The organism is Mesorhizobium sp. M2D.F.Ca.ET.226.01.1.1, assembly GCF_004022705.2.
In the GTDB taxonomy this organism is placed as follows: domain Bacteria; phylum Pseudomonadota; class Alphaproteobacteria; order Rhizobiales; family Rhizobiaceae; genus Mesorhizobium.
In genome coordinates, this window is record NZ_RZOY02000005.1 from 475,238 (window position 1) to 496,461 (window position 21,224).

At 63.9% G+C, this 21,224-nt stretch carries 22 protein-coding genes; 4 read left to right on the plus strand and 18 right to left on the minus strand.

All coding sequences use genetic code 11. From position 1 onward, the window contains the following. Positions 1-56: 56 nt before the first annotated feature. From EN869_RS14955 to EN869_RS14965, 3 genes are read right to left on the minus strand one after another with little or no spacing between them, the layout of a single operon-like run. Positions 57-773 (minus strand): Bax inhibitor-1/YccA family protein, encoded by a 717-nt coding sequence (locus tag EN869_RS14955; protein ID WP_127226521.1) that lies wholly within the window; start codon positions 771-773, stop codon positions 57-59. Between the two features lie 17 nt (positions 774-790). Then, a complete protein-coding gene (locus EN869_RS14960; protein WP_127226522.1) occupies positions 791-1,564 on the minus strand; it encodes an anti-sigma factor in 774 nt (257 codons plus the stop codon). Then, entirely contained in the window at positions 1,561-2,082 is a 522-nt protein-coding gene (locus EN869_RS14965; protein WP_245489418.1) for a sigma-70 family RNA polymerase sigma factor, read from the minus strand. Before EN869_RS14965 ends, EN869_RS14960 begins: the two co-directional genes overlap by 4 nt. A gap of 144 nt (positions 2,083-2,226) precedes the next feature. Between EN869_RS14965 and EN869_RS14970 the strand changes: the two genes are divergently transcribed. Both EN869_RS14970 and mazG read left to right on the plus strand, forming a co-directional pair. Next, the gene (locus EN869_RS14970) at positions 2,227-3,411 is read left to right on the plus strand and encodes an amino acid aminotransferase (RefSeq protein ID WP_127226524.1); all 1,185 of its coding nucleotides are present in this window, start codon (positions 2,227-2,229) and stop codon (positions 3,409-3,411) included. A gap of 70 nt (positions 3,412-3,481) precedes the next feature. Further along, on the plus strand, positions 3,482-4,306 hold the full coding sequence (gene mazG / locus EN869_RS14975) for a nucleoside triphosphate pyrophosphohydrolase (RefSeq protein ID WP_127226525.1): 825 nt from the start codon (positions 3,482-3,484) through the stop codon (positions 4,304-4,306). Between the two features lie 7 nt (positions 4,307-4,313). Here mazG and hflX read toward each other — a convergent pair whose 3' ends face one another. The 8 genes from hflX to dusB all read right to left on the minus strand — a co-directional run bounded on the left by hflX (position 4,314) and on the right by dusB (position 14,491). Further along, positions 4,314-5,702 (minus strand): GTPase HflX, encoded by a 1,389-nt coding sequence (gene hflX / locus EN869_RS14980; RefSeq protein WP_127226526.1) that lies wholly within the window; start codon positions 5,700-5,702, stop codon positions 4,314-4,316. Next, positions 5,703-5,948: an RNA chaperone Hfq gene (gene hfq / locus EN869_RS14985; protein WP_006202172.1), complete on the minus strand. Its 246-nt coding sequence runs from the start codon at positions 5,946-5,948 to the stop codon at positions 5,703-5,705. It abuts the gene before it with no gap. 143 nt (positions 5,949-6,091) lie between these two features. Beyond that, positions 6,092-6,955: a D-amino-acid transaminase gene (locus tag EN869_RS14990; RefSeq protein ID WP_127226527.1), complete on the minus strand. Its 864-nt coding sequence runs from the start codon at positions 6,953-6,955 to the stop codon at positions 6,092-6,094. Between the two features lie 139 nt (positions 6,956-7,094). Further along, positions 7,095-8,456, minus strand: coding sequence for a sigma-54 dependent transcriptional regulator (locus EN869_RS14995; RefSeq protein ID WP_127226528.1), 1,362 nt, complete (start codon positions 8,454-8,456; stop codon positions 7,095-7,097). Next, positions 8,446-10,737 carry a PAS domain-containing sensor histidine kinase gene (locus tag EN869_RS15000; RefSeq protein WP_127226529.1) on the minus strand — a complete coding sequence of 764 codons (2,292 nt, stop codon included), beginning with the start codon at positions 10,735-10,737 and terminating at the stop codon, positions 8,446-8,448. Before EN869_RS15000 ends, EN869_RS14995 begins: the two co-directional genes overlap by 11 nt. Before the next feature lie 129 nt (positions 10,738-10,866). Continuing rightward, positions 10,867-12,327 carry a nitrogen regulation protein NR(I) gene (gene ntrC, locus EN869_RS15005; protein WP_127226530.1) on the minus strand — a complete coding sequence of 487 codons (1,461 nt, stop codon included), beginning with the start codon at positions 12,325-12,327 and terminating at the stop codon, positions 10,867-10,869. After that, complete coding sequence (locus EN869_RS15010; protein WP_127226531.1) at positions 12,324-13,466, minus strand: nitrogen regulation protein NR(II); 1,143 nt, start codon at positions 13,464-13,466, stop codon at positions 12,324-12,326. Before EN869_RS15010 ends, ntrC begins: the two co-directional genes overlap by 4 nt. Continuing rightward, positions 13,463-14,491, minus strand: a complete 1,029-nt coding sequence (gene dusB / locus EN869_RS15015; protein ID WP_127226532.1) for a tRNA dihydrouridine synthase DusB — start codon at positions 14,489-14,491, stop codon at positions 13,463-13,465. The genes EN869_RS15010 and dusB overlap by 4 nt, the downstream gene beginning before the upstream one ends. Before the next feature lie 253 nt (positions 14,492-14,744). Between dusB and EN869_RS15020 the strand changes: the two genes are divergently transcribed. Both EN869_RS15020 and EN869_RS15025 read left to right on the plus strand, forming a co-directional pair. Then, positions 14,745-15,971, plus strand: coding sequence for a bifunctional 2-C-methyl-D-erythritol 4-phosphate cytidylyltransferase/2-C-methyl-D-erythritol 2,4-cyclodiphosphate synthase (locus EN869_RS15020; RefSeq protein WP_127226533.1), 1,227 nt, complete (start codon positions 14,745-14,747; stop codon positions 15,969-15,971). After that, positions 15,968-16,456, plus strand: coding sequence for a CinA family protein (locus EN869_RS15025; RefSeq protein WP_127226534.1), 489 nt, complete (start codon positions 15,968-15,970; stop codon positions 16,454-16,456). Before EN869_RS15020 ends, EN869_RS15025 begins: the two co-directional genes overlap by 4 nt. Here the strand turns inward: EN869_RS15025 and EN869_RS15030 are convergent. The 7 genes from EN869_RS15030 to EN869_RS15060 all read right to left on the minus strand — a co-directional run. Next, positions 16,453-16,908: a type II toxin-antitoxin system RatA family toxin gene (locus tag EN869_RS15030; RefSeq protein WP_127226535.1), complete on the minus strand. Its 456-nt coding sequence runs from the start codon at positions 16,906-16,908 to the stop codon at positions 16,453-16,455. The genes EN869_RS15025 and EN869_RS15030 overlap by 4 nt on opposite strands. A 6-nt stretch (positions 16,909-16,914) precedes the next feature. Next, a complete protein-coding gene (gene lipA, locus EN869_RS15035; protein ID WP_127226536.1) occupies positions 16,915-17,880 on the minus strand; it encodes a lipoyl synthase in 966 nt (321 codons plus the stop codon). Positions 17,881-17,996: 116 nt separating this feature from the next. Then, entirely contained in the window at positions 17,997-18,254 is a 258-nt protein-coding gene (locus EN869_RS15040; protein ID WP_127226537.1) for a GlsB/YeaQ/YmgE family stress response membrane protein, read from the minus strand. A gap of 174 nt (positions 18,255-18,428) precedes the next feature. Further along, complete coding sequence (lpdA, locus tag EN869_RS15045) at positions 18,429-19,877, minus strand: dihydrolipoyl dehydrogenase (protein ID WP_127226538.1); 1,449 nt, start codon at positions 19,875-19,877, stop codon at positions 18,429-18,431. A 28-nt stretch (positions 19,878-19,905) separates the two neighbouring features. Then, positions 19,906-20,544, minus strand: a complete 639-nt coding sequence (locus EN869_RS15050) for an SGNH/GDSL hydrolase family protein (protein ID WP_127226539.1) — start codon at positions 20,542-20,544, stop codon at positions 19,906-19,908. Continuing rightward, positions 20,541-20,966, minus strand: coding sequence for a hypothetical protein (locus tag EN869_RS15055; protein WP_127226540.1), 426 nt, complete (start codon positions 20,964-20,966; stop codon positions 20,541-20,543). The genes EN869_RS15050 and EN869_RS15055 overlap by 4 nt, the downstream gene beginning before the upstream one ends. Before the next feature lie 16 nt (positions 20,967-20,982). Next, a partial coding sequence (locus EN869_RS15060) for a 2-oxo acid dehydrogenase subunit E2 (RefSeq protein WP_189342937.1) occupies positions 20,983-21,224 on the minus strand: 242 nt, incomplete at its 5' end.

Sequence of the window (21,224 nt, forward strand, 5' to 3'; positions counted from 1 at the left end):
CGGAGGTTTCCCTCCGGCCACGCCGAGGTCAGCAGTGTTGCCTGCCACGGTCCGGCTTATTCGCGCTCGCCGGTGAAATTCAGGAGCAGCTGGAAGATGTTGATGAAGTTCAGATAGAGCGAGAAGGCGCCGAACACGGCGAGCTTCTGCTGCGATTCCGCGTCGAAGTTCTCGGCATACTGTTCCTTGATCGTCTGTGTATCCCAGGCTGTGAGGCCGACGAAGACGGCAATGCCGATCACCGAGATAGCGAACTGCAGCGCGGTCGAGCCGAGGAAGAGGTTGATCAGGCTGGCGATCACCACGCCGATCAGGCCCATAATCAGGAAGGACGAGAACTGCGTCAGGTCACGCCTGGTCGTATAGCCGTAAAGGCTGGTGGCTCCGAACATCGTGGCGGCGATGAAGAAAGTGCGCGCGATGCTGGTCGAGGTGAAGACCAGGAACACCGAGGCGAGCGATAGGCCCATCACCGCGCAGAAGGCCCAGAACATCGTCTGTGCGCTCGCCGCCGACATGGTCTGCATCTTGAACGAGAAGATCATGACGAAGGCGAGCGGCGCCAGCATCACCACCCATTTCAGCGGGCTGGAGAAGATCGGCACGTAGAGCGCCGGCGTCGAGGCCACGAAGAAGGCGACCAGGCCGGTTACGACGAGGCCGAGGCCCATGTAGTTGTAGACGCGCAGCATATGCCTGCGCAGGCCCTCGTCATAGACGGCTCCGGCCTGGACGCTGGTGCCCATTCGGTATCCCAGCTTGGGGCTGCTCATTTGGTTCTCCTTGGTTCTCAGTAGAGAGTTCTGGCGAGTTTCTCGGCGGCACGGTCGAGGCTGCCGGCGTCGCCGCGCCCGACCACGGCATAGGCAACCTCACCGATCTGGAAATAGGCCGACGAAATGTCGTCGGCAGGCGCGATTGTCGGCTTCACGACGTCGAACGTGCCCGGCCTGATGGCGAACAGCGAGACGAGGCCGAGGTCCCTGGTCTCGACCGCCATCTCGACGCTCGGCCCGAATTGCGAGGGGTACACCTGGACGTCGCGGATCTTCCAGTCGTCGGGCAGCGAGGGCATGACGATCGCGGTCGCGGCGCGGATCTCGTCGGCATCGTAGCCCGGCGCCTCTTTCTGCGACGGCATCGTCTCGCGCATCAAGGTCGTGCGGTGCGCTCTCACCGCGTCTTCGACATAGGCGGGCGGCTGAGTCGAGGCGACCACCTTGGTCACCGCGATCGGCCCGAAAATGCCGTTGGCCAGCCAGCCCGCTGCGACCAGCACGGCCGCGGCCGCGGCGCGCTGCAGCACGGCAAGCATACGCCCCCTGGCAAGCGCCCTTTCCAGCCGCCGCGCTGCTTCGGTCGTGGCCGGACGGGCAATGCCGACGGGCCCGGCAAGCGCGACGCGAAGTTCGTCGCGTGTCCTCAGGTCCGACATCACGCGCGCCGCCGCTTCCGGGCGGGCGGCGAGGTGGGCCTCGACCTCGATGCGGCGGGCGACATTCAGCTGATCGTCAACATAGGCGTCGAGATCGGCATCGGTCACGGGGTCGACACTAGCGGTCATTGATCGTCTCCCACGATCCTGAGATGCGGCCTGGCTTTCGGCGCCGCGCCCTCCTCCATCTCGCGCAGCGCGGCACGCGCGCGGCCGATGCGCGACATCAGCGTTCCGAGCGGCACGCCGATGACTTCGGCTGCCTGCTGATAGGACAGCCCCTCGATTGCCACGAGATGCAGCGCCGAGCGCTGTTCCTCGGGGAGCGAAAGAAACGCCTCCCGGACTTGCGACAGGCGCACCGAATGGTCCTGCGAGGCCGGCATGCTCTGGTCAGCGACAAGGCCGGCCTGTTCGATGCGCGCCGCCTCGGAGCGGCGCGAGCGCATGCGGTCGATGAAGATGTTGTGCACGATCGCCAGCAGCCAGGCGCGCAGATTGCCGCCCGAGCGAAAGGTCGCGCGCCGCTCATAGGCGCGCACCAGCGCGTCATGGACGAGATCCTCGGCATCAGTGCCGTCGCGCGTCAGCGAGCGCGCATAGCGCCGCAGCGATCCCAACTGCCCGACAATATCGAAGCGTGCCATTGAGCGTTTCATGCCCTGTTTACGGAGCATGTAGGGACTTTAATCCCTGCCCGGCATTTCTTTTCTGTGGGGCTGGTGGAGAGGAAAGCGCTGGCGCAGCACTGTCGATTTGCGTATCACTCCGCCGCCATTGGAGTCCTTTCGATGTTCGAGACCCTGCAGCCAGCGCCGGCCGACAAGATCCTTGCCCTGATCGGCCTCTACCGCAACGACCCGCGGCCCGGCAAAGTCGACTTGGGTGTCGGCGTCTACAAGGATATCGACGGGAGGACGCCGGTGATGCGCGCCGTGCGCGAGGCCGAGAAGCGGCTGCTGGCGAGCCAGGACACAAAAACCTATCTCGGCCTTGCCGGCGATACGGGCTTCAACGCCGCTATGATCAAGCTTGCCTTTGGCGACAAGGCCGACCTGTCGCGCATCCGCGCGGCCCAGGCGCCGGGCGGCTCGGGCGCGCTCAGGCTGGTGGCCGAGCTTGTGCAGCGCACGCGCCCCGGCGCGACCGTCTGGCTATCCGACCCGACCTGGCCGAACCATCCGCCGGTGATGCGCGCCGCCGGCCTCCAGGTTCGCGACTATCCCTATTTCGACGCCGCCTCGGGCGCTGTCCGCTTCGACGAGATGCTGGCGGCGCTCAAGATCGCAAACAGCGGCGATGTCGTGCTGCTGCATGGCTGCTGCCACAACCCGACCGGCGCCAACCTCGATGCCACGCAGTGGGCCAAGGTCGCCGACGTGCTTCTGGAGCGCGGACTGCTGCCTTTCGTCGACATCGCCTATCAGGGTTTTGGCGAGGGCCTGGACGCCGACGCCGCCGGCCTGCGGCTGCTGGCCGAACGGGTGCCGGAAATGGTGGTAGCCTCGAGCTGCTCGAAGAATTTCGCCGTCTATCGCGATCGCGTGGGTGCTGCGATGATCATGGCCAAGGACGGCACCCAGGCCGATGTGGCGATGAGCCAGATGCTCGCGGCGGCACGCGCGCTCTATTCGATGCCGCCGGATCATGGCGCCGCGGCGGTGCGCATGGTGCTGGAGGATGCAAACCTCAGAAAGGACTGGGAGACGGAGCTTGAAGAGATGCGGCTGCGCATGCTCAGGCTGCGCGTTGCTTTCGCCGAAGCGTTGCGCCGGCAATCCAACTCCGACCGTTTCGATTTCGTCGCCAGCCATCGCGGCATGTTTTCCAGGCTTGGACTGACCGAAGCGAAGGTCGAGCGGCTGCGCACCGAGCATGCCGTCTATATGGTCGGTGATAGCCGCATCAACGTTGCCGGCCTGCCTGAGGTCGGCATGGACGATCTCGCCAAGGCGATCGTCTCGGTGCTCGACTGAGGCTGTGGACAACTCGTTTCAGCGTCCGGCCAGGATTGGTCGGACGTCGGTCGCGGGATAGGCTCGACCCATGAAGCCCTCCAAGGACATTTCCCGGCTGATCGAGATCATGGCTGCGCTCAGGGCGCCGAAGACCGGCTGCCCCTGGGATATCGAGCAGAATTTCTCGACCATCGCGCCTTATACGATCGAGGAAGCCTACGAGGTGGCGGATGCGATCGCGCGCGGCGATTTCGACGATCTGCGGGAGGAGCTGGGCGACCTCTTGCTTCAGGTCGTCTACCACGCGCAGATGGCTGAGGAGATCGGCGAGTTCGCTTTCGGCGATGTCGTCGAGGCCATCACCACCAAGATGATCCGCCGCCATCCGCACGTCTTCGGCGACGAGAAGGCGCGCAGCGCCGGCATGGCCAAGGGCATGTGGGAGAAGATCAAGGCGGCCGAAAAAGCCGAGAAGCGCGACGCCCGCATCGCGCGCGGGCTCGACCCGGAAGATCACGGCAGGGGTTTTCTCGACAGCGTGCCGGTGGCGCTCCCTGCCCTGACGCGAGCCCTGAAGCTGCAGGAGAAAGCCGCGCGTGTCGGCTTCGACTGGAGCGAGGCAGCACCGATCCTCGATAAAATAGAGGAAGAGATCGGCGAATTGCGCGAAGCGCTCGCCGGGGGCGATACCGGACCGATCAAGGACGAGTTCGGCGACATGCTGTTTGCCCTGGTCAATCTCGGCCGCCACCTCAAGCTCGACTCCGAAGCGGCCTTGAGCGGCACCAACGAAAAATTCCGTTCGCGTTTCCACTATGTCGAGCAGGCCCTGGAGGCCTCGGGCGGTTCACTGGAGAAGGCAACGCTCGACGAGATGGAAGCGCTCTGGCAGCAGGCCAAAAGCGCCAAATAACAGCCGGTCAGCTGCCGTTCTTGCGATGCAGGCGGCTCTCGATCTCTTGCCTGGCGCTGTGCGTTGCCGTCAGCGAGAGGGTGACGCTGCCGTCCTCGTTGTCGGCGCGCGAAACGACATCGCCGTTGCGATAGAGCCAGTCGACCTGGCCAAGCTGGGCGGGGCTCAAGGTCACCGTCATCGTTTCCAGTTCGCCCGACACGCGAGTCTCGATGAGCGCCTTCAGCGTGTCCAGTCCTTCGCCGGTCACCGCGGATATGGCGATCGGCGGTGCCTTGCCGCTCGCGCCTTCGGCAAGCAGCCGCTCCCGGTTGCCTTCGTCGAGCAGGTCGATCTTGTTCCAGACCTCGATCACGCGCTTGTCGTCGGCGGCGTCGACACCGAGATCGGCAAGGATGCGCTCAACATCCTCCGCCTGCGCCGCCGTGTCCGGATCGGAGATGTCGCGCAGATGCAGCACCAGATCGGCCTCGACGACCTCTTCCAGCGTTGCCCGAAAAGCGGCCACAAGATGAGTCGGCAGGTCGGAGATAAAACCCACGGTGTCCGACAGGATGACCGGCGTGCCGTGCGGCAGCCGCACGCGCCGCAGCGTCGGGTCGAGCGTCGCGAACAGCATGTCCTCGGCCAGCACCCCTGCCCCGGTCAACCGGTTGAACAGCGTCGACTTTCCGGCATTGGTGTAGCCGACGATCGCGACGACCGGGAACGGCACCTTCTTGCGCTTGGCGCGGTGCAGGTCGCGCGTGCGCCGAACCGTTTCCAGTTCATGCTTCAGCTTGGTGATCTTGTCCTGCAGGATGCGGCGGTCGGATTCGATCTGGGTTTCGCCGGGACCGCCAAGGAAGCCGGCACCGCCGCGTTGCCGTTCGAGGTGGGTCCAGCTGCGTACCAGCCGGCCCTTCTGGTAGTTGAGATGGGCAAGCTCGACCTGCAGCGTGCCTTCCTTGGTGCGCGCCCGTTCGCCGAAGATCTCGAGGATCAGCCCGGTGCGGTCGAGCACCTTGGCGTTGAGTTCCTTTTCGAGATTGCGCTGCTGCACCGGCGTCAGCGGGTGGTCGACGATGACCAGCTCCGCCTTGCGCTCCTTCACGATGTCGGCGAATTCGGCCACTTTGCCGCTGCCGAGCAGCGTCGCCGGCCGCGGGTCGGCGACCGTCACGACCGCCGTATGGACCGGATTGAGATCGATGGCGCTGGCAAGCCCGACCGCTTCGTCATGGCGGGCATCGGCCGAGCGGCTCAGACGCGGACGGCTCATTTCCTCGTCGCCGCGCGGCTGGCGGGTGAGCACCGGCACAATCACAACGGCTCGGGTCGGATCCTTGGCTTCCGGCCCGAGTTGATGTCCTTGTTTTCCGCGAACGCTGCGGTCCGCGTCCTTATCACGTGCCAATCAGGCGCCCTGGCTTTCCTCGCCATCGAACATCTGAACCGGCTGGCTCGGCATGATCGTGGAAATGGCATGCTTGTAGACGAGCTGGGAGTGCCCGTCACGCCGCAACAACACACAAAAATTGTCGAACGAAGTGACCACACCGGTCAGCTTCACGCCATTGATGAGGAAGATGGTGAGTGGGTTTTTGCTCTTGCGAACTGAGTTCAGGAACAGGTCCTGAAGGTTTTGCGATCGTTCCGCCATTTTTCTTGTCTTTCGCCGATCCCCTTCGGTTTACGGGCCAATGCGCCAAATTACGCGGCACCTGTCAAGCGCGCAAACCCCCTCTTGCCAACACAATGGCAAGCAGAACGAGATAGTTAAGGTTCATTCCAGTTGTGCGGTTATCAGGCTGGACTTTTTTCCGCAACGTCAAAAAATGCTTGCCGCAACGAAAGTGTCATAGAGCCAGGATGGCCATTGGCGATCGGCGCGCCGTCGATTTCGACCACCGGCATGGCGATTGTCGTCGCCGAGCTGATGAACGCTTCTCTGGCCGCCTTGGCCTCAGCGACCGAAAAACCACGCTCCTCGATCTTCAGGCCAAGCTTGGTGGCGACGTCGAAAAGCGTCGTGCGGGTGATGCCGCGCAGGATGCCGTGCTCGGCCGGCCGGGTAACCAGGACGCCGTCCTTTGTGACGATCCAGGCATTGGACGAGCCGCCTTCCTTGACGTTTCCGTCGGTATCGACGAACCAGGCTTCCTGGGCGCCTGCTTCCTTGGCCTTCTGCTTGGCGAGCACATTGGGCAAGAGGCCCGTGCTCTTGATGTCGACCCGGTCCCAGCGATTCTCCGGCACCGTGATAACCTTGATGCCGGTCTCCGCCCGTTTCGCCGCCGCGCCCGGATCGGCTTTCCTGGCAGTTATGACCAGGGACGACCTCGTGCCTGCGGCCGGAAAGACGAACTCACGGCTGGCAACGCCGCGCGTCACCTGCACATAGACAAGGCCGTTGACCACGCCATTGCGATTGACAACCTCGCGCAGCAGCATCGGCAAGACGCCTTCCGACACCGGCCAGGCGATCGACAGTTCCTTCAGCGAGCGCTTGAGCCGCGCGAGATGACGCGGCATGTCGACGATATGGCCGCGCGCCACCTCGCAGACCTCATAGACGCCGTCGGCGAACTGGAAGCCGCGATCCTCGATGTGCACGCTGGCTTGGGCATGGACGACGTAACGGCCGTTGACATAGGCAATGCGCGGCATGGGCATCCTCAGGGTAATATCGAGCTTTCTTAGGCGATTCCGCCCCTGCCGTAATGGACAATCGCGTGGGCCAAGCAGCCCTTCGGAGTTTATGCAATTCCGGACGGAAAAGCGCCGCTCACTTTTCCTGGAATTGCTTTTACACACCCAGCGACTTCAGCTTGCGATGCAAGGCGGACCGTTCCATGCCGATGAACTCGGCCGTCTTCGAGATGTTGCCGCCGAAGCGGTTGATCTGGGCGATCAGATAGTCCTTCTCGAACTGCTCGCGTGCCTCGCGCAGCGGCAGCGCCATGATGTGCTGGTCCGACTGGTTCGGCGTGCGTGGCATCACGTCACCGATCTCGGAGGGCAGAAGGTCGGCCGTGATCGGTGCATCGGCTTCCCCGCCGCGCGCCAGAATCATCAGCCGCTCGACATTGTTGCGCAGCTGGCGAACGTTGCCCGGCCAGTTGTGAGCCTGCAGCACGGCAAGCGCGTCGTCGCCGATGCGGCGCGGCTTGATGCCGGCCTGGCGTGCGATCTGCTTCATGAAATTATCGACGAGGTAAGGAATATCCTCGCGCCGCTCGGCAAGCCCCGGCACCATGACCGGAACCACCGCCAGGCGATGGTAGAGGTCCTCGCGGAAGCGGCCGTCGGCGATCATGGCTTCGAGATTTTGCGAGGTCGAGGAAATGATGCGGACATCGACCTTGACGCGCTTGGTGCCGCCTACACGCTCGAATTGCTGCTCGACCAGCACGCGCAGGATCTTGTTTTGCGTTTCACGCGGCATATCGGCGACTTCGTCGATGTAGAGGATGCCGCGATGCGCCTCTTCCAGCGCGCCGACCTTGCGCTCGGTGCCGTTGGATTCGGTGCCGAACAGCTCGATCTCCATGCGCTCTGGCGTGATAGTGGCAGCGCTCAGCGTGACGAACGGGCCGCCCTTGCGCGATGAAAGCGCGTGAATGGCCCGCGCCGTCAGTTCCTTGCCGGAGCCGGACGGGCCGACGATCATGACGCGGCTGTTGGTCGGCGCGACGCGCTCGATGGTTTGCCGCAACTGGCTCATCGCCGAGGACATGCCGATCAGGTCAAAGGTCTCGCCGCTGCGTTGCTTGAGGTCGGAGACCTCGCGCCGCAGCTTGGATGTCTCCAGCGCACGCTCGGCGATCAGGATGAGGCGGTCGGCTTTGAATGGCTTCTCGATGAAGTCGTACGCGCCGCGCCGGATGGCTGACACCGCCGTTTCGATATTGCCGTGGCCGGAGATCATCACCACCGGCATGTTAGGGTGCATGGTCTTGATCTCGTCGAGCAGCGCCAGGCCATCGAGGCGCGAGCCTTGCAGCCAGATATCGAGGAAAATCAGCCGCGGCGCGCGATCGGCAATTGCCGCGAGCGCGCTGTCGGCATCATGTGCCGTGCGGGTTTCGTGACCCTCGTCGCTCAGGATACCAGCGACAAGTTCGCGGATGTCTTCCTCGTCATCGACGATGAGAATGTCAGACGCCATTACCGACCTTTTCAGTTTCTCTTTCGTGTTCGCTTCGACCTTCACCGCGTGGCGGCGCGGCTACGACCGTTGCCGGGGGCAGGATGATCGAGATCATCGCGCCCCGGCCGCCATGGAAATCCGCTGGCGCGTCATGCAATTCGAGACGGCCGCCATGGTCTTCCACGATCTTCTTGACGATAGCGAGGCCAAGCCCGGTGCCCTTCTCCCGCGTCGTCATATAGGGCTCGAGAAGCCTTTGGCGATTCTCGCGCGGCAGCCCCTTGCCGTTGTCGATAACATCGATTCGTATGGCGCCATCTTGGCGTCCAGCTTGAATCCGGATTGTGCCGTCCGAACGGTCTTCCGCATCAAGTCCGTCAATCGCTTCGGCGGCGTTCTTAATGACGTTGCCGAAGGCCTGTGCCATCAATCGGCTGTCGAAGGTGCCCTTCAAAGGTTCGCTGCCGAAGTCGCGCTGGAAGGCGATGTCGGGGCGGCTGACCTCGACCAGGAAGGACGCCTCGCGCAGCGATTCACGCAGATCGATCGTCTTCATCTCCGGCTTCGGCATGCGAGCAAAGGCCGAGAATTCATCGACCATGCGGCCGATGTCCTCGACCTGGCGGATGATGGTGTCGGTGCACTGGTCGAAGACCTCGCGGTCCTCGGTGATGACCTTGCCGTAGCGGCGCCTGATGCGCTCGGCCGAGAGCTGGATCGGCGTCAGCGGGTTCTTGATTTCATGCGCGATGCGCCGCGCCACGTCCGCCCAGGCCGACGAACGCTGAGCCTGGACCAGGTCGGTGATGTCGTCGACCGTGACCACGTAGGATTTCTCCTCCTCGCCGTCGTCAGCGGCCTCGACGGTGACCTGGACATTGAAAGTGCGCTCCAGGCCGGTGCGGAAGAAGGTCACCTGCTCGCGATAGACCGGCTTGCCTGATTGGCGTCCGATCTCGAAGACGCGGCCGACAAGGGGCAGGACCGCCGAAAGGTTCTGGCCCAGCGCCGCGTTCGCCGAAATCGCCAGCATGGTTTCTGCCGAGCGATTGACGATGGTGATGATGCCATAAGGGTCCACGCCGATGACGCCGGCGGTGACGCCGGCCAACACCGCCTCGGAGAAACGCCGGCGCTCGTCGATCAGATCCTTGGCCGATAGCAACTCGTTGCGTTGCGATTTGAGCTCGAGGATCATGTTGTTGAAGGTCTCGCCAAGCGAGGCGACGTCGCCATCGGATTGGCGCACGGGAACGGCAACGTCGAGATTGCCGGTCGCCACCTCGTCGGCGGCGCCGATCAGCTGGCGAATCGGCCGCACGATACGGTCGGCAACCGCGATGCCGGTCCAGATCGCCGACAGGGTGATGATCAGCGTCAGCGATAGATAGGGCAGCGCAAAGGCGACCTGCGAGGTGCGGCGGTTATCCTCGAGGTTGCGGTATTCGTCTGTGTTGGAGCTGACGATCTGGCGCGCCTTGATCACGTCGGGATCGACCAGCCGGATCGTGTACAGGTAGAGCCCTTCGATCTCGCGCAGCTTGATAATGGCGCCCATGATGTTGCGGGTGCGCGGCTCGATCAGCACCGGCTTGCCGGCCGCCGCGGTGTCGACGGCGCCCGCCGGCGGCTCCGGCATGGCGAAGTCGGCGTCGGTCTTGGCTTTCATGACGAACGAGCCGTCAGGCTTGATCAGCGCGGCGTGCGCCAGTCCGCGGCCAACGGCTTCCTTGTTCAACAGATCGAGGAAACCGCTACGGTCGAGACCGTATAGCGTGCGCGAGGCGTCGAGATCGTAGGCCATCGACAAGGTGGTGCCCTGCAGGTTGCGCGCGTTCTCCTGCACATAGGCGTCGGCAATCGACAGCGACGAGTTGACGATCGTCTTGGTGCGCATTTCGAACCAGCGGTCGAGGCCGATGTCGAGCGTGATCGAGGCGATGATCGCCACCATGATCGCGGGGATCGCGGCAACCAGCGCAAACATCGCGACGATGCGCACATGCAGCCGCGAAGCAGCCCTGCCGTGGCGCCGCGCCAGGACGATGCGCCGCACCTCGCGGGCGATCAAGGCGATCAGGAACAAAACGAAGACGGCATTGGCCGCGATCAAGGCCCAGGTCGTGTGGGCTGTCGGCGCGATCGGCGTGGCGCCGACCAGGATCGCAAACGAGATCGCCGCCGTGATCACGGCGCCAACGATAGCGACCACGCCGGGCAGCGCCAGCAACCGCCGGCCGTCACGCGTGCCGGTGTGGCTGAAAAGCGGTTGGTTCAGGATCGGAGCCTCAGCTGCCATGTCGCGCTACAGAGTCGGTCATTGCGTCGGATGTATGCAACGCATTGTGGCGATTATGCAACAAGTGTGGCCGGGACGGGAACCTTTCACCCAGTCAATTTCATTAAAACGCCAATTCGCGGGGTGACGTTACGGCTGCCTGGCCGATTTGTAGACGTTGACGCCAAGCTCGCGGATCTTCTTGCGCAGCGTGTTGCGGTTGAGGCCCAAAAGCTCGGCCGCCTTGATCTGATTGCCGCGTGTCGCCGTCATCGAAGCCAGCACCAGCGGATACTCGACTTCGGCAAGAATGCGCTGGTAGAGCCCAGCCGGCGGCAATTCGCCGGCGAAGGAGGCGAAATAGCGCTGCAGGAAATGCTCGACCGCCTGGCCGATCGACAGATCGTCGGGGATGAGCGCGCCGCCATCCGGCACGACCGGTCTCTCGCCGGTTTTCAACTCGGACTCGATGATCTCCGACGAAATCTCGTCCTGCGAATAGAGCGCGGCCAGCCGGCGGACCAGGTTTTCCAGCTCGCGCACATTGCCCGGCCAGGGATAGCGCTTCATAAGCTCGATGCCGCCGGCCGAAATGCGCTTGGTCTGCAGCCCTTCGCTGGTGCCCAGCTTGAAGAAGTGCCGCACCAGGTCGGGAATGTCCTCCGAGCGCTCGCGCAGCGCCGGCAGCCTCAGCGGCACGACGTTGAGACGATAGAACAGGTCTTCGCGGAAGAGGCCCTGGTTGATCAGCGTGCGCAGATCCTTATTGGTGGCCGCGACGATGCGCACATCGGTCTTGATCGGCGTGCGGCCGCCAACCGTGGTGTATTCACCCTGCTGCAGCACGCGCAGCAGCCTGGTCTGCGCTTCCATCGGCATGTCGCCGATCTCATCGAGGAACAGCGTGCCGCCCTCGGCCTGCTCGAAGCGGCCGCTGGAGCGGTTCTGGGCACCGGTGAAGGCGCCCTTCTCATGGCCGAACAATTCCGATTCGATGAGATCACGCGGGATCGCCGCCATGTTGATGGCCACGAAGGGGCCGCCGCGGCGGCGGCCATACTCGTGCAGCGCACGCGCTACAAGCTCCTTGCCGGTGCCGGACTCGCCACTGATCATGACCGTGAGGTCGGTCTGCATCATGCGCGCCAGCATGCGGTAGATGTCCTGCATGGCGGCCGAGCGGCCGACCAGCGGCATCGTCTCAGGCTGGTCCTCCGCGCGGGCATCGAGCTTCGGCCGCTTCGGCTCGGCCAGCGCCCGGTTGACGATGTTGAGCAGTTCCGTCAGGTCGAACGGTTTCGGCAGATATTCGTAGGCGCCGGTCTCTGACGCTCGGATGGCGGTCATGAAGGTGTTCTGCGCGCTCATGACGATGACCGGCAGCTCGGGTCGCGCCTTCTTGATGCGCGGCAGCATGTCGAAGGCGTTTTCATCGGGCATCACCACATCGGTGATGACGAGATCGCCCTCGCCCGCCGCCACCCAGCGCCACAGCGTGGAGGCATTCGAGGTGACACGCACCTCGTGGCCGACGCGCGACAGCGCCTGGTTGAGCACGGTGCGGATGGCCGCATCGTCGTCGGCGACGAGAATATTGCCGCGAGCGGTCATGTGCGGTCTCCTTCAGTTTCGTCGCCTGTGCCTGGCGCGGTCTCCTTCCAAGCCGGCATCAGGACGCGGAACGTGGTGCCGCGCGCCGTCGAATCGCATTCGATGATGCCGCCATGCTCGCCGACGATCTTGGCGACCAGGGCCAGGCCGAGGCCGGAGCCGTTCGGCTTGGTGGTGATGAACGGATCGAACAGGATCGGCAGGATGTCCTCCGACACGCCGGGGCCGTTATCATGGACGCAGAATTCCAGCGGCAGCGAGACGCGGTCCTGCGTTCCGGGGACCGAAACGCGTATGCCGGGACGGAAGGCCGTCGAGAGCACGATCTCGCCCTGCGGGTCGGCGCCGATCGCCTCGGCGGCGTTCTTGACCAGATTAAGGAAGACCTGGATCAGTTGGTCGCGGTTGGCAAAGACCGGAGGCAATGATGGATCATATTCCTCCAAGATCTTGATCCGCCTGGCGAAACCGTTCTTGGCGATCGCCTTCACGTGGTCGAGCACGACGTGGATGTTGACCGGATAGCGCTCGATCGGCCGCTCGTCGGAAAACACTTCCATGCGGTCGACCAGCGAGACGATGCGGTCGGTCTCGTCGGTGATCAGGCGGGTCAACGCGCGGTCTTCATCGGAGGCGGAAAGCTCGAGCAGTTGGGCGGCGCCGCGAATGCCGGAGAGCGGGTTCTTGATCTCGTGCGCCAGCATGGCGGCAAGACCGGTGACGGAGCGTGCGGCGCCGCGATGCGTCATCTGGCGGTCGATTTTGTCGGCCATCGACCGTTCCTGAAACATGACGACGACGGAGCCAGCAAACTCCGGCACCGGCGCGACATAGAGATCGACCATCTTCTCGATGCCGAGGCGCGGTGACGAGACATCGACGCGGTATTCGTTGACCGGCGCGCGGCGCTCGCGCACCTGGTCGACCAGCGTCAGCAGCGGGCTGCCGAACGGCACCAGCTTGGAGAGCGTGTTGCGGGCGAGCATGGTCGCGCTGGAGCGGAAGAAGTCTTCGGCATCGGCATTGGCGAAGGTGATGAAGCCGTCGGGATCGACCATGATCACCGGGCGGCGGATGGTGTTGAGCACGATGTTGGCGGCATCCGCCATGCCGGTCGGCTGTGGGACGTCCGCCTTCATGCCGCACTCCGCAGGCTGGTCGATGGCGCGCCGTCGACGAACACGCGACGCAGCTCGGCAACGACGTCGTCCGGCTCGAAGGACGTGAGGATGCGTTTGCGCTGTTCGGCGCAAACATCGGGAGCATGGCGGTCCAGATACCAGCCGATATGCTTGCGCGCCTGGCGCAGCCCGCTCTCGACGCCGTAGAGCGCGAGCATGTCCTCGTAATGCGCGACGACGTAATCGGTTAACTCATGCGGCGTCAGCGGAAAGCTCTCTGTGCTTGTGCCCGCCGCGGCCGTCGCAATGCTGCCCGCGACCCAAGGCGCGCCATAATGCGCGCGGCCAATCATGACGGCGTCGGCGCCGGAAAGTTCGAGGATTGTCGCCGCTTCCTCGGGCAAGCCGACATCGCCATTGGCCACCACCGGGATCGAGACCGCTTGCTTGACGCGCGCGATCGCGCGCCAGTCGGCCTTGCCCTGGTAGAACTGACAGCGCGTGCGGCCATGCACGGTCACCATCTTGACGCCGGCCTGCTCGGCTCGGCGCGCCAGCATCGGCGCATTGAGCGCGCTTTCGTCCCAACCGAGCCGCATCTTGACGGTCACCGGCACCGAAACGGCGCCGACGACCGCCTCGATCAGCGATAGCGCATGGTCGAGATCGCGCATCAGCGCCGAACCGGCATAGCCGCCGGTCACCTTCTTCGCCGGACAGCCCATGTTGATGTCGATGATGTCGGCGCCCTCGCCCGCCGCGATTCGCGCGCCTTCAGCCATGTGCGCGGCCTCGCGGCCGGCAAGCTGCACCATATGCACAGGCAGGCCGGAATGACGGATGCGCAGGTCGCAGCCTGCCCGGCCCTTGGCCAGTTCGCCGCTCGCCACCATTTCCGACACGACCAGACCCGCGCCATGCGCATGGGCACGCCGCCGGAACGGCTCGTCGGTGATGCCCGACATCGGCGCCAGGAACACGCGATTGCGGATTCTTACGCCGCCGATATCGAGCGGCGATGCCAATGTGGTCAGTTCTGCCATGCACAAAAACCAAGCATGTTCAATCGTTGCACATTCTCTAGCCAGAAGTGTGGCATTGTGCAACGCGCAATGACGTCACATTAAGGCGCATTTTGGAAAAAGCTGGCCTTCGGCCATCACCCCGACTAGAGCATGATGCCGAAAAGTGTGAGCGGTTTTCGGCCGACATCATGCTCTACTTCTTTGATTTAGAGACGGATTCAGATTTCAGGTCGAACAGACCTGAAATCATCCGGCTCTAGGACCGATCGGAATGAGCGAGGCAAGCGAAAAGCAAGCGGTGGGAACGAGCGGCGGGATCGGGGTGGTGATCGTCGCCGCAGGCCGTGGCGCGCGCGCCGGACAGGCCGACGGTCCCAAGCAATATCAGCGCATCGGTGGTCGTGCCGTGATCGCGCATACGCTGGATATGTTTCTCTCCCACCCGCTGATCGGTCCGGTGGTCGTGGCCATCCATGCCGACGATGCCGAGCTTCTGCAACGCTCGGCGGGAGCGCATGCCGACCGTCTCATCACTGTTATCGGCGGTCCGTCGCGCCAGGCCTCCGTCCGGCTCGGCCTGCTGGCGCTGCGGGACCGGGCACCTGCAAAAGTGCTGGTGCATGACGCCGTGCGCCCGTTCGTCGACGCCGGCCTGATCGACCGCACCATCGAAGCCATCGGCGAGCGCCAGGGTGCGCTGCCGGCGCTGCCCGTCGCCGACACGTTGAAGCGGGAATCGGCGACCGGCATGATCGACGAGACGGTGTCGAGAGCCGGCCTTCATGCGGCGCAGACGCCGCAGGGTTTTCCGTTCTGGCCGCTGCTCGCCGCGCATGAAAAGGCGCATCACCTTGGCAAGGCGGAGTTCACCGACGATGCCGCAATCGCCGAATGGGCGCATATTCCGGTCAAGATCGTTCCCGGATCGCCGGACAACGTCAAACTTACCTGGGCAAGGGACATTGCATTGGCCGACCAGCGGCTCTCGAGCGCTCAGCGCTTCCCGGACATTCGCACCGGCAATGGCTACGACGTGCACGCACTCGAGCCCGGCGACCATGTCACGCTCTGCGGCGTCGCCATTCCTTACGAGCGAAAACTCTCCGGCCACTCCGACGCGGATGTCGGGCTGCATGCGCTGACTGACGCGCTGCTGGCGACCTGCGGCGCCGGCGATATCGGCACGCACTTCCCGCCATCGGACCCGCAATGGAAGGGTGCGGCCTCAAAAATCTTCGTCGAACACGCGGCGAAGCTGGTGCGCGAGCGCGGCGGCCGCATCGCCAATGCCGACATCACGCTGATCTGCGAGGCGCCGCGCGTCGGGCCGCATCGCGCGGCGATGACGGAGGCGCTTTCCGCCATGCTCGGCATTGCGCCCGAGCGCATTTCGATCAAAGCAACGACCAATGAGAAGCTCGGCTTTGTCGGGCGCGGCGAAGGCATCGCCGCGATCGCCACGGCCAGCGTCGTCTATCCTGGCGAGGTGCCGGCATGAGCAACGCTGAACTCGCAAACGCCCTGCTCCAGGCCTGCCAGCAGCGCGGCATCATGCTGGCGACCGCCGAAAGCTGCACCGGCGGCCTGATCATCGCCGCGCTGACCGACATCGCCGGATCCTCCGCCGTGGTCGATCGCGGCTTCATCACCTATTCCAACGAAGCCAAGATGGAGATGCTCGGCGTATCCGCCGCCACGCTCGACGCGCATGGCGCGGTCTCGCGCGAGACGGTGCTGGAGATGGCAGCGGGCGGGCTCACGCATTCGCAAGCCAGCCTCTCGCTGGCCGTCACCGGCATTGCCGGCCCGGGCGGCGGTTCGGCGGAAAAGCCGATCGGTCTTGTCTGGTTCGGGATTGCATTGGCCGGACAGCCTGTTGTCGCGGAACAGCAGTTGTTTGGCCACAAAGGCCGCGAGTTCATCCGGCACGAGACCGTGCGGCACGCGCTGCAGCTGGGATTGCGCGCTCTTGGCGAGCGTTAGGCAGACGTTGCGCCGTAGATGACGTCGGCGCGTTTCTCGAAAGCTTCGGAAAACATGCGGAAGGCGCGGTCGAACATCGTGCCCATCACCGCGCCGAGGATGCGGCTCTTGAATTCGTAGTCGATGAAGAAATGCACCTCGCAGCCGTTGTCGGCAGGATCGAAGCGCCAGATATTGCTGAGATATTTGAACGGTCCGTCGATGTATTTGACATCGATGGCGTGCTCGGCCGGATTGAGCAGCACCTGCGTCGTAAAGGTCTCGCGGATGGCCTTATAGCCGATGCTCATGTCGGCAACCAGGATGGTGCGGCCGTCGCGCTCCTTGCGCGAGCGCACGGTGAGCGATTCACAGAGCGGCAGAAATTGCGGATACGCCTCGATGTCCGCGACCAGCGCGAACATCTCGTCAGCTGTATGCGCGACGTGGCGTGTCGCCTCGAATTTCGGCATTGAAGGTCAGCTGGGCTTCGCGAGCTGCGCCTCGCGCGCCGCACGCAGCCTGGCGAAATCCTCGCCGGCATGATGCGAGGAGCGCGTCAGCGGGCTCGAGGCCACAAGCAGGAAGCCCTTGGTCTTGCCGACCGTTTCGTAGGACTTGAATTCGTCGGGCGGAATGAAGCGGATCACCGGATGGTGCTTCTTCGACGGCTGCAGGTACTGGCCGATGGTCATGAAGTCGACATTGGCCGAACGCAGATCGTCCATCAGTTGCAGCACCTCGTTCCGTTCCTCGCCGAGACCGACCATGATGCCGGACTTGGTGAAGATCGACGGGTCGAGTTCCTTGACCCGCTGCAAAAGCCGGATCGAATGGAAATAGCGGGCGCCCGGCCTGACCGTCAGGTAGTTCGAGGGCACGGTTTCGAGATTGTGGTTGAAGACGTCGGGCTTGGCCGCCACGACGATCTCAAGCGCGCCCTCCTTGCGCAGGAAGTCGGGCGTCAGGATCTCGATCGTGGTCGACGGCGTCTCCGCGCGGATGGCGCGGATCACGTCGGCGAAATGCTGTGCGCCGCCATCGGCGAGGTCGTCGCGGTCGACCGAGGTGATGACGACATGGCTCAGGCCCATCTGCTTGACGGCATGCGCCACGCGCGCCGGTTCATCCGGATCGAGCGCGGTCGGGATCCCGGTCGCGACATTGCAGAAGGCGCAGGCGCGTGTGCAAATCTCGCCCATGATCATGAAGGTGGCGTGCTTCTTGTCCCAGCATTCGCCGATATTCGGGCAGCCGGCCTCCTCGCACACCGTCACCAGCTTGTGCGACTTCACAATCTCGCGCGTTTCGGCATAGCCCTTGGAGACCGGCGCCTTGACGCGGATCCAGTCGGGCTTGCGCAGCACTTCCTGGTCGGGCCTGTGCGCCTTCTCGGGATGCCGCGGGCGCGGCCGGTTGGCGATCGTGTCTACGACTGTGACCATCTCAAACCCTTCGCGGCTTTCAGCCGCCGATCTTCGTCATCTAGGACTTTTCAACGCAAAGAAAAAGGCCGCGCCGGCGCATGCCGCCACGGCCGTTTTCGCATAGCGGCCTTCGTTCAGCGGCGAACAAGCCGCCCCACGAAAATCAGCAGGCAGGCGCCGATGAAGCCGGTGATCAGATAGGCGAACCAGCCGACGCCGAACGACTGGATGTTGAGAGCCTGCAGGATCGCGTTCAACACGATCGCGCCGACGATGCCCATGATGATGTTCATGAAGATGCCGGTGTTGCTCTTCATGACCATCTCGGCCAGCCAGCCCGCCAGGCCGCCGACGACGATGGCTGCGATCCAGCCGACGCCATTCAAATGCATATGCCAGTTCCTCCTCGATCAGGTGAAAATGCATCCGGATACGAACTGCCTTGCCGTCAGGTTTCTCCGGCTGCCGCGTGTGAGTCTCGCGCGACCACGTTAGCACGGATTGGCCGTATATCGCCGATCGGCGATTTATCACCGATTGGTGACCTGTCATCGGTTGATGACCTGTCATGCGTTCAAAGCGCGGCCATAGGCGTCGAGCACGCTCTCCTTCATCATTTCCGACAGCGTCGGGTGCGGGAAGATCGTGTGCATCAGCTCTTCCTCGGTGGTCTCCAGGTTCATCGCCACGACAAAACCCTGGATGAGCTCGGTCACCTCGGCGCCTACCATATGCGCGCCGAGCAGCTGCCCGGTCTTCTTGTCGAAAATGGTCTTGACGAAACCCTGGTCCTCGCCGAGCGCGATGGCCTTGCCGTTGGCGCTGAAGGGGAAGCGGCCGACACGGATGTCCTTGCCCTCGGCCTTGGCCTTCGCTTCGGTCAGGCCGACCGACGCTACCTGCGGGCTGCAATAGGTGCAGCCGGGGATCTTCAGCTTGTCGATGGCATGCACGCCCGGGAAATTGGCTATTTTCTCGATGCAGACGACGCCCTCGTGCTCAGCCTTGTGGGCGAGCATCGGCGGGCCGGCGACGTCGCCTATGGCGTAGACGCCCGGCACATTGGTCTTGCCGTAACCGTCAACGACAATACAACCGCGGTCCGTCTTCACGCCGAGCGCTTCGAGCCCCAAGTTTTCGATGTTGCCCTGCACGCCGACGGCCGAGATCATGCGGTCGGCGGTGATCTTCTCGACCTTGCCGTCTTTCATCTCGACATGAGCGGTGACCGAATTGGCGCCCTTTTCGACTTTGGTCACCTTGGCCTCGAGGATGATCTTCATCCCCTGCTTCTCGAACTGTTTTTGCGCGAACTTCGAGACCTCGGCGTCCTCGACCGGCATCACCGCGGGCAGCAGCTCTACCACCGTCACGTCCGCGCCCATGGTGCGGTAGAAGGAGGCGAACTCGATGCCGATGGCGCCCGAGCCCATGACCAGCAGCGATTTCGGCATTTCCTTGGGCACCATGGCCTCGAAATAGGTCCAGATCAGCTTGCCGTCCGGCTCGATACCGGGCAGCGCGCGCGGCCGGGCGCCGGTCGCCAGGATGATGTGCTTGGCCGTGTAGGTGCCCTCGCCCTTGACGCCTTTCGGCACTGGCGGCTGCGGCTCCATCGCCTTCTTCGCCGTCTTCGAAACGACGACCTCACCGGGCTTGGAAAGCTTGGCCTCGCCCCAGATCACGTCGACCTTGTTCTTCTTCATCAGGAAGCCGACGCCGGTGTTGAGCCGCAGCGACACTTTTCGCGACCGGTCGACCACGGCGGCGGTGTCGGGGCTGACCTTGCCGCCTTCCAGCTTCAGGCCGTAGTCCTTGAGGTGGTCCGAATAGTGCATGATCTCGGCCGAGCGTAGCAGCGCCTTGGTCGGGATACAGCCCCAGTTGAGGCAGATGCCGCCAAGATGCTCGCGCTCGACGATCGCCGTCTTGAAGCCGAGCTGCGCGGAGCGCACCGCAGTGACATAGCCGCCGGGGCCTGAGCCGATGATGATGATGTCGTAAGATTCAGCCACGGGTTTACTCCCTGATCTTTCTGAGGGGTTACAGTTCCAGCATCACGCGCACGAGCGGCGCCAGCGCCTTGCCGATGCGCCGCGTGTTCTCGGCATCGAGATGCACGCCGTCGAGCGGCGTGGTGGTTGCGACGGTGCCGGCGTTGAAGAAGCCGCAGCCGGCCTCATCGGCAAGCAGCGAATATTGCGGTGCCAGCCGCTTCGAGGCGTCGTCGCCGCCGGCAAACATTTCCTTGAACTCGGCATTGTCGGTGCGTGTCACGGCGGGGGGCGCGACGAGGAGGATCTGCGGCGCCGGCCAGTCGAACGGATAGTCATGGCCGCGCACGATGTCGATCAGGCGCTGCATGCCCTGCTTGGCGGCGACCGGATTGCCGTGGATCCAGGGCTTCATGTCGTTGGCGCCGAGCATGATGACGATGAGGTCGAGCGGCGCATGGCTGGTCAGGATCGTCGGCAGGACGCGGGCGCCATTGCGATCGGCGCCGGCTAGATGGTCGTCGAAGGCCGTGGTGCGGCCATTGAGTCCTTCGGCGATGACCGCGACGTCGCCCCCGAGTTCTGCCCCGAGCACGCTCGGCCAGCGGTCCTCCAGCGCATGGCGGCCGAGGCTGGCGGCATCGTAGCCCCAGGTCAGGGAATCGCCGTAGCACAGAATTGTCTTCACGCTTTTGCCCCGCTTCTACCAAACCCTGCTGTCGAGCGTTTTAGCCGCCAGCGCACGAACAACCATTGCATGACAATGGCCACGACGCCGGGCAGGACCAGCCCGGCGACGATCGACAGGTCGCTTGCGGTCGCCCGGTTCTCGGCCGGCACCGAGAACGTCCAGCCGGCGAGCGCGACCAGAATGATCGCGAAGACAGCAAGCAGCCACCAGAGCATCCGGTCGACCGCCCGGATCGGCTCGGCGCGGAACTGGACCAGAAAGAAGCCGATCGTCACGACGATGAGGTTCATCGCCGTCGCCGCGAAGACCAGAATGTATTCTTCCGTCGCGCCGGTGAGCACGGCCAGTTGCTGAACGACCAGCCCGCCGGCGAAGCCGGAAAGGATGAAGGCGAAAAGGCTGGTGAAGAATTTCCGCACCGCCTTTTTTCCCTTCTTAGACCAGCATGCCCATCGGGTTTTCGATCATACGCTTGAAGGCGCCGAGCAGTCCGGCCCCGAGCGCGCCGTCGACGGCGCGATGGTCGGTCGACAGCGTCACCGACATCACGTTGGCGATCTTGATTTCGCCGTTCTTCACCACCGCCCGCTGCTCGCCGGCGCCGACCGCCAGGATCGTCGCATGCGGCGGGTTGATGACGGCGGCAAAATCCTTGATGCCGAACATGCCGAGATTGG

Coding starts and splice junctions, on each gene's coding strand:
- EN869_RS14955 (WP_127226521.1), bottom strand. CDS start 773: ATGAGCAGCCCCAAGCTGGGATACCGAATGGGCACCAGCGTCCAGGCC.
- EN869_RS14960 (WP_127226522.1), bottom strand. CDS start 1,564: ATGACCGCTAGTGTCGACCCCGTGACCGATGCCGATCTCGACGCCTAT.
- EN869_RS14965 (WP_245489418.1), bottom strand. CDS start 2,082: ATGGCACGCTTCGATATTGTCGGGCAGTTGGGATCGCTGCGGCGCTAT.
- EN869_RS14970 (WP_127226524.1), top strand. CDS start 2,227: ATGTTCGAGACCCTGCAGCCAGCGCCGGCCGACAAGATCCTTGCCCTG.
- mazG (WP_127226525.1), top strand. CDS start 3,482: ATGAAGCCCTCCAAGGACATTTCCCGGCTGATCGAGATCATGGCTGCG.
- hfq (WP_006202172.1), bottom strand. CDS start 5,948: ATGGCGGAACGATCGCAAAACCTTCAGGACCTGTTCCTGAACTCAGTT.
- EN869_RS14990 (WP_127226527.1), bottom strand. CDS start 6,955: ATGCCGCGCATTGCCTATGTCAACGGCCGTTACGTCGTCCATGCCCAA.
- EN869_RS14995 (WP_127226528.1), bottom strand. CDS start 8,456: ATGGCGTCTGACATTCTCATCGTCGATGACGAGGAAGACATCCGCGAA.
- EN869_RS15000 (WP_127226529.1), bottom strand. CDS start 10,737: ATGGCAGCTGAGGCTCCGATCCTGAACCAACCGCTTTTCAGCCACACC.
- ntrC (WP_127226530.1), bottom strand. CDS start 12,327: ATGACCGCTCGCGGCAATATTCTCGTCGCCGACGACGATGCGGCCATC.
- EN869_RS15010 (WP_127226531.1), bottom strand. CDS start 13,466: ATGAAGGCGGACGTCCCACAGCCGACCGGCATGGCGGATGCCGCCAAC.
- dusB (WP_127226532.1), bottom strand. CDS start 14,491: ATGGCAGAACTGACCACATTGGCATCGCCGCTCGATATCGGCGGCGTA.
- EN869_RS15020 (WP_127226533.1), top strand. CDS start 14,745: ATGAGCGAGGCAAGCGAAAAGCAAGCGGTGGGAACGAGCGGCGGGATC.
- EN869_RS15025 (WP_127226534.1), top strand. CDS start 15,968: ATGAGCAACGCTGAACTCGCAAACGCCCTGCTCCAGGCCTGCCAGCAG.
- EN869_RS15030 (WP_127226535.1), bottom strand. CDS start 16,908: ATGCCGAAATTCGAGGCGACACGCCACGTCGCGCATACAGCTGACGAG.
- lipA (WP_127226536.1), bottom strand. CDS start 17,880: ATGGTCACAGTCGTAGACACGATCGCCAACCGGCCGCGCCCGCGGCAT.
- EN869_RS15040 (WP_127226537.1), bottom strand. CDS start 18,254: ATGCATTTGAATGGCGTCGGCTGGATCGCAGCCATCGTCGTCGGCGGC.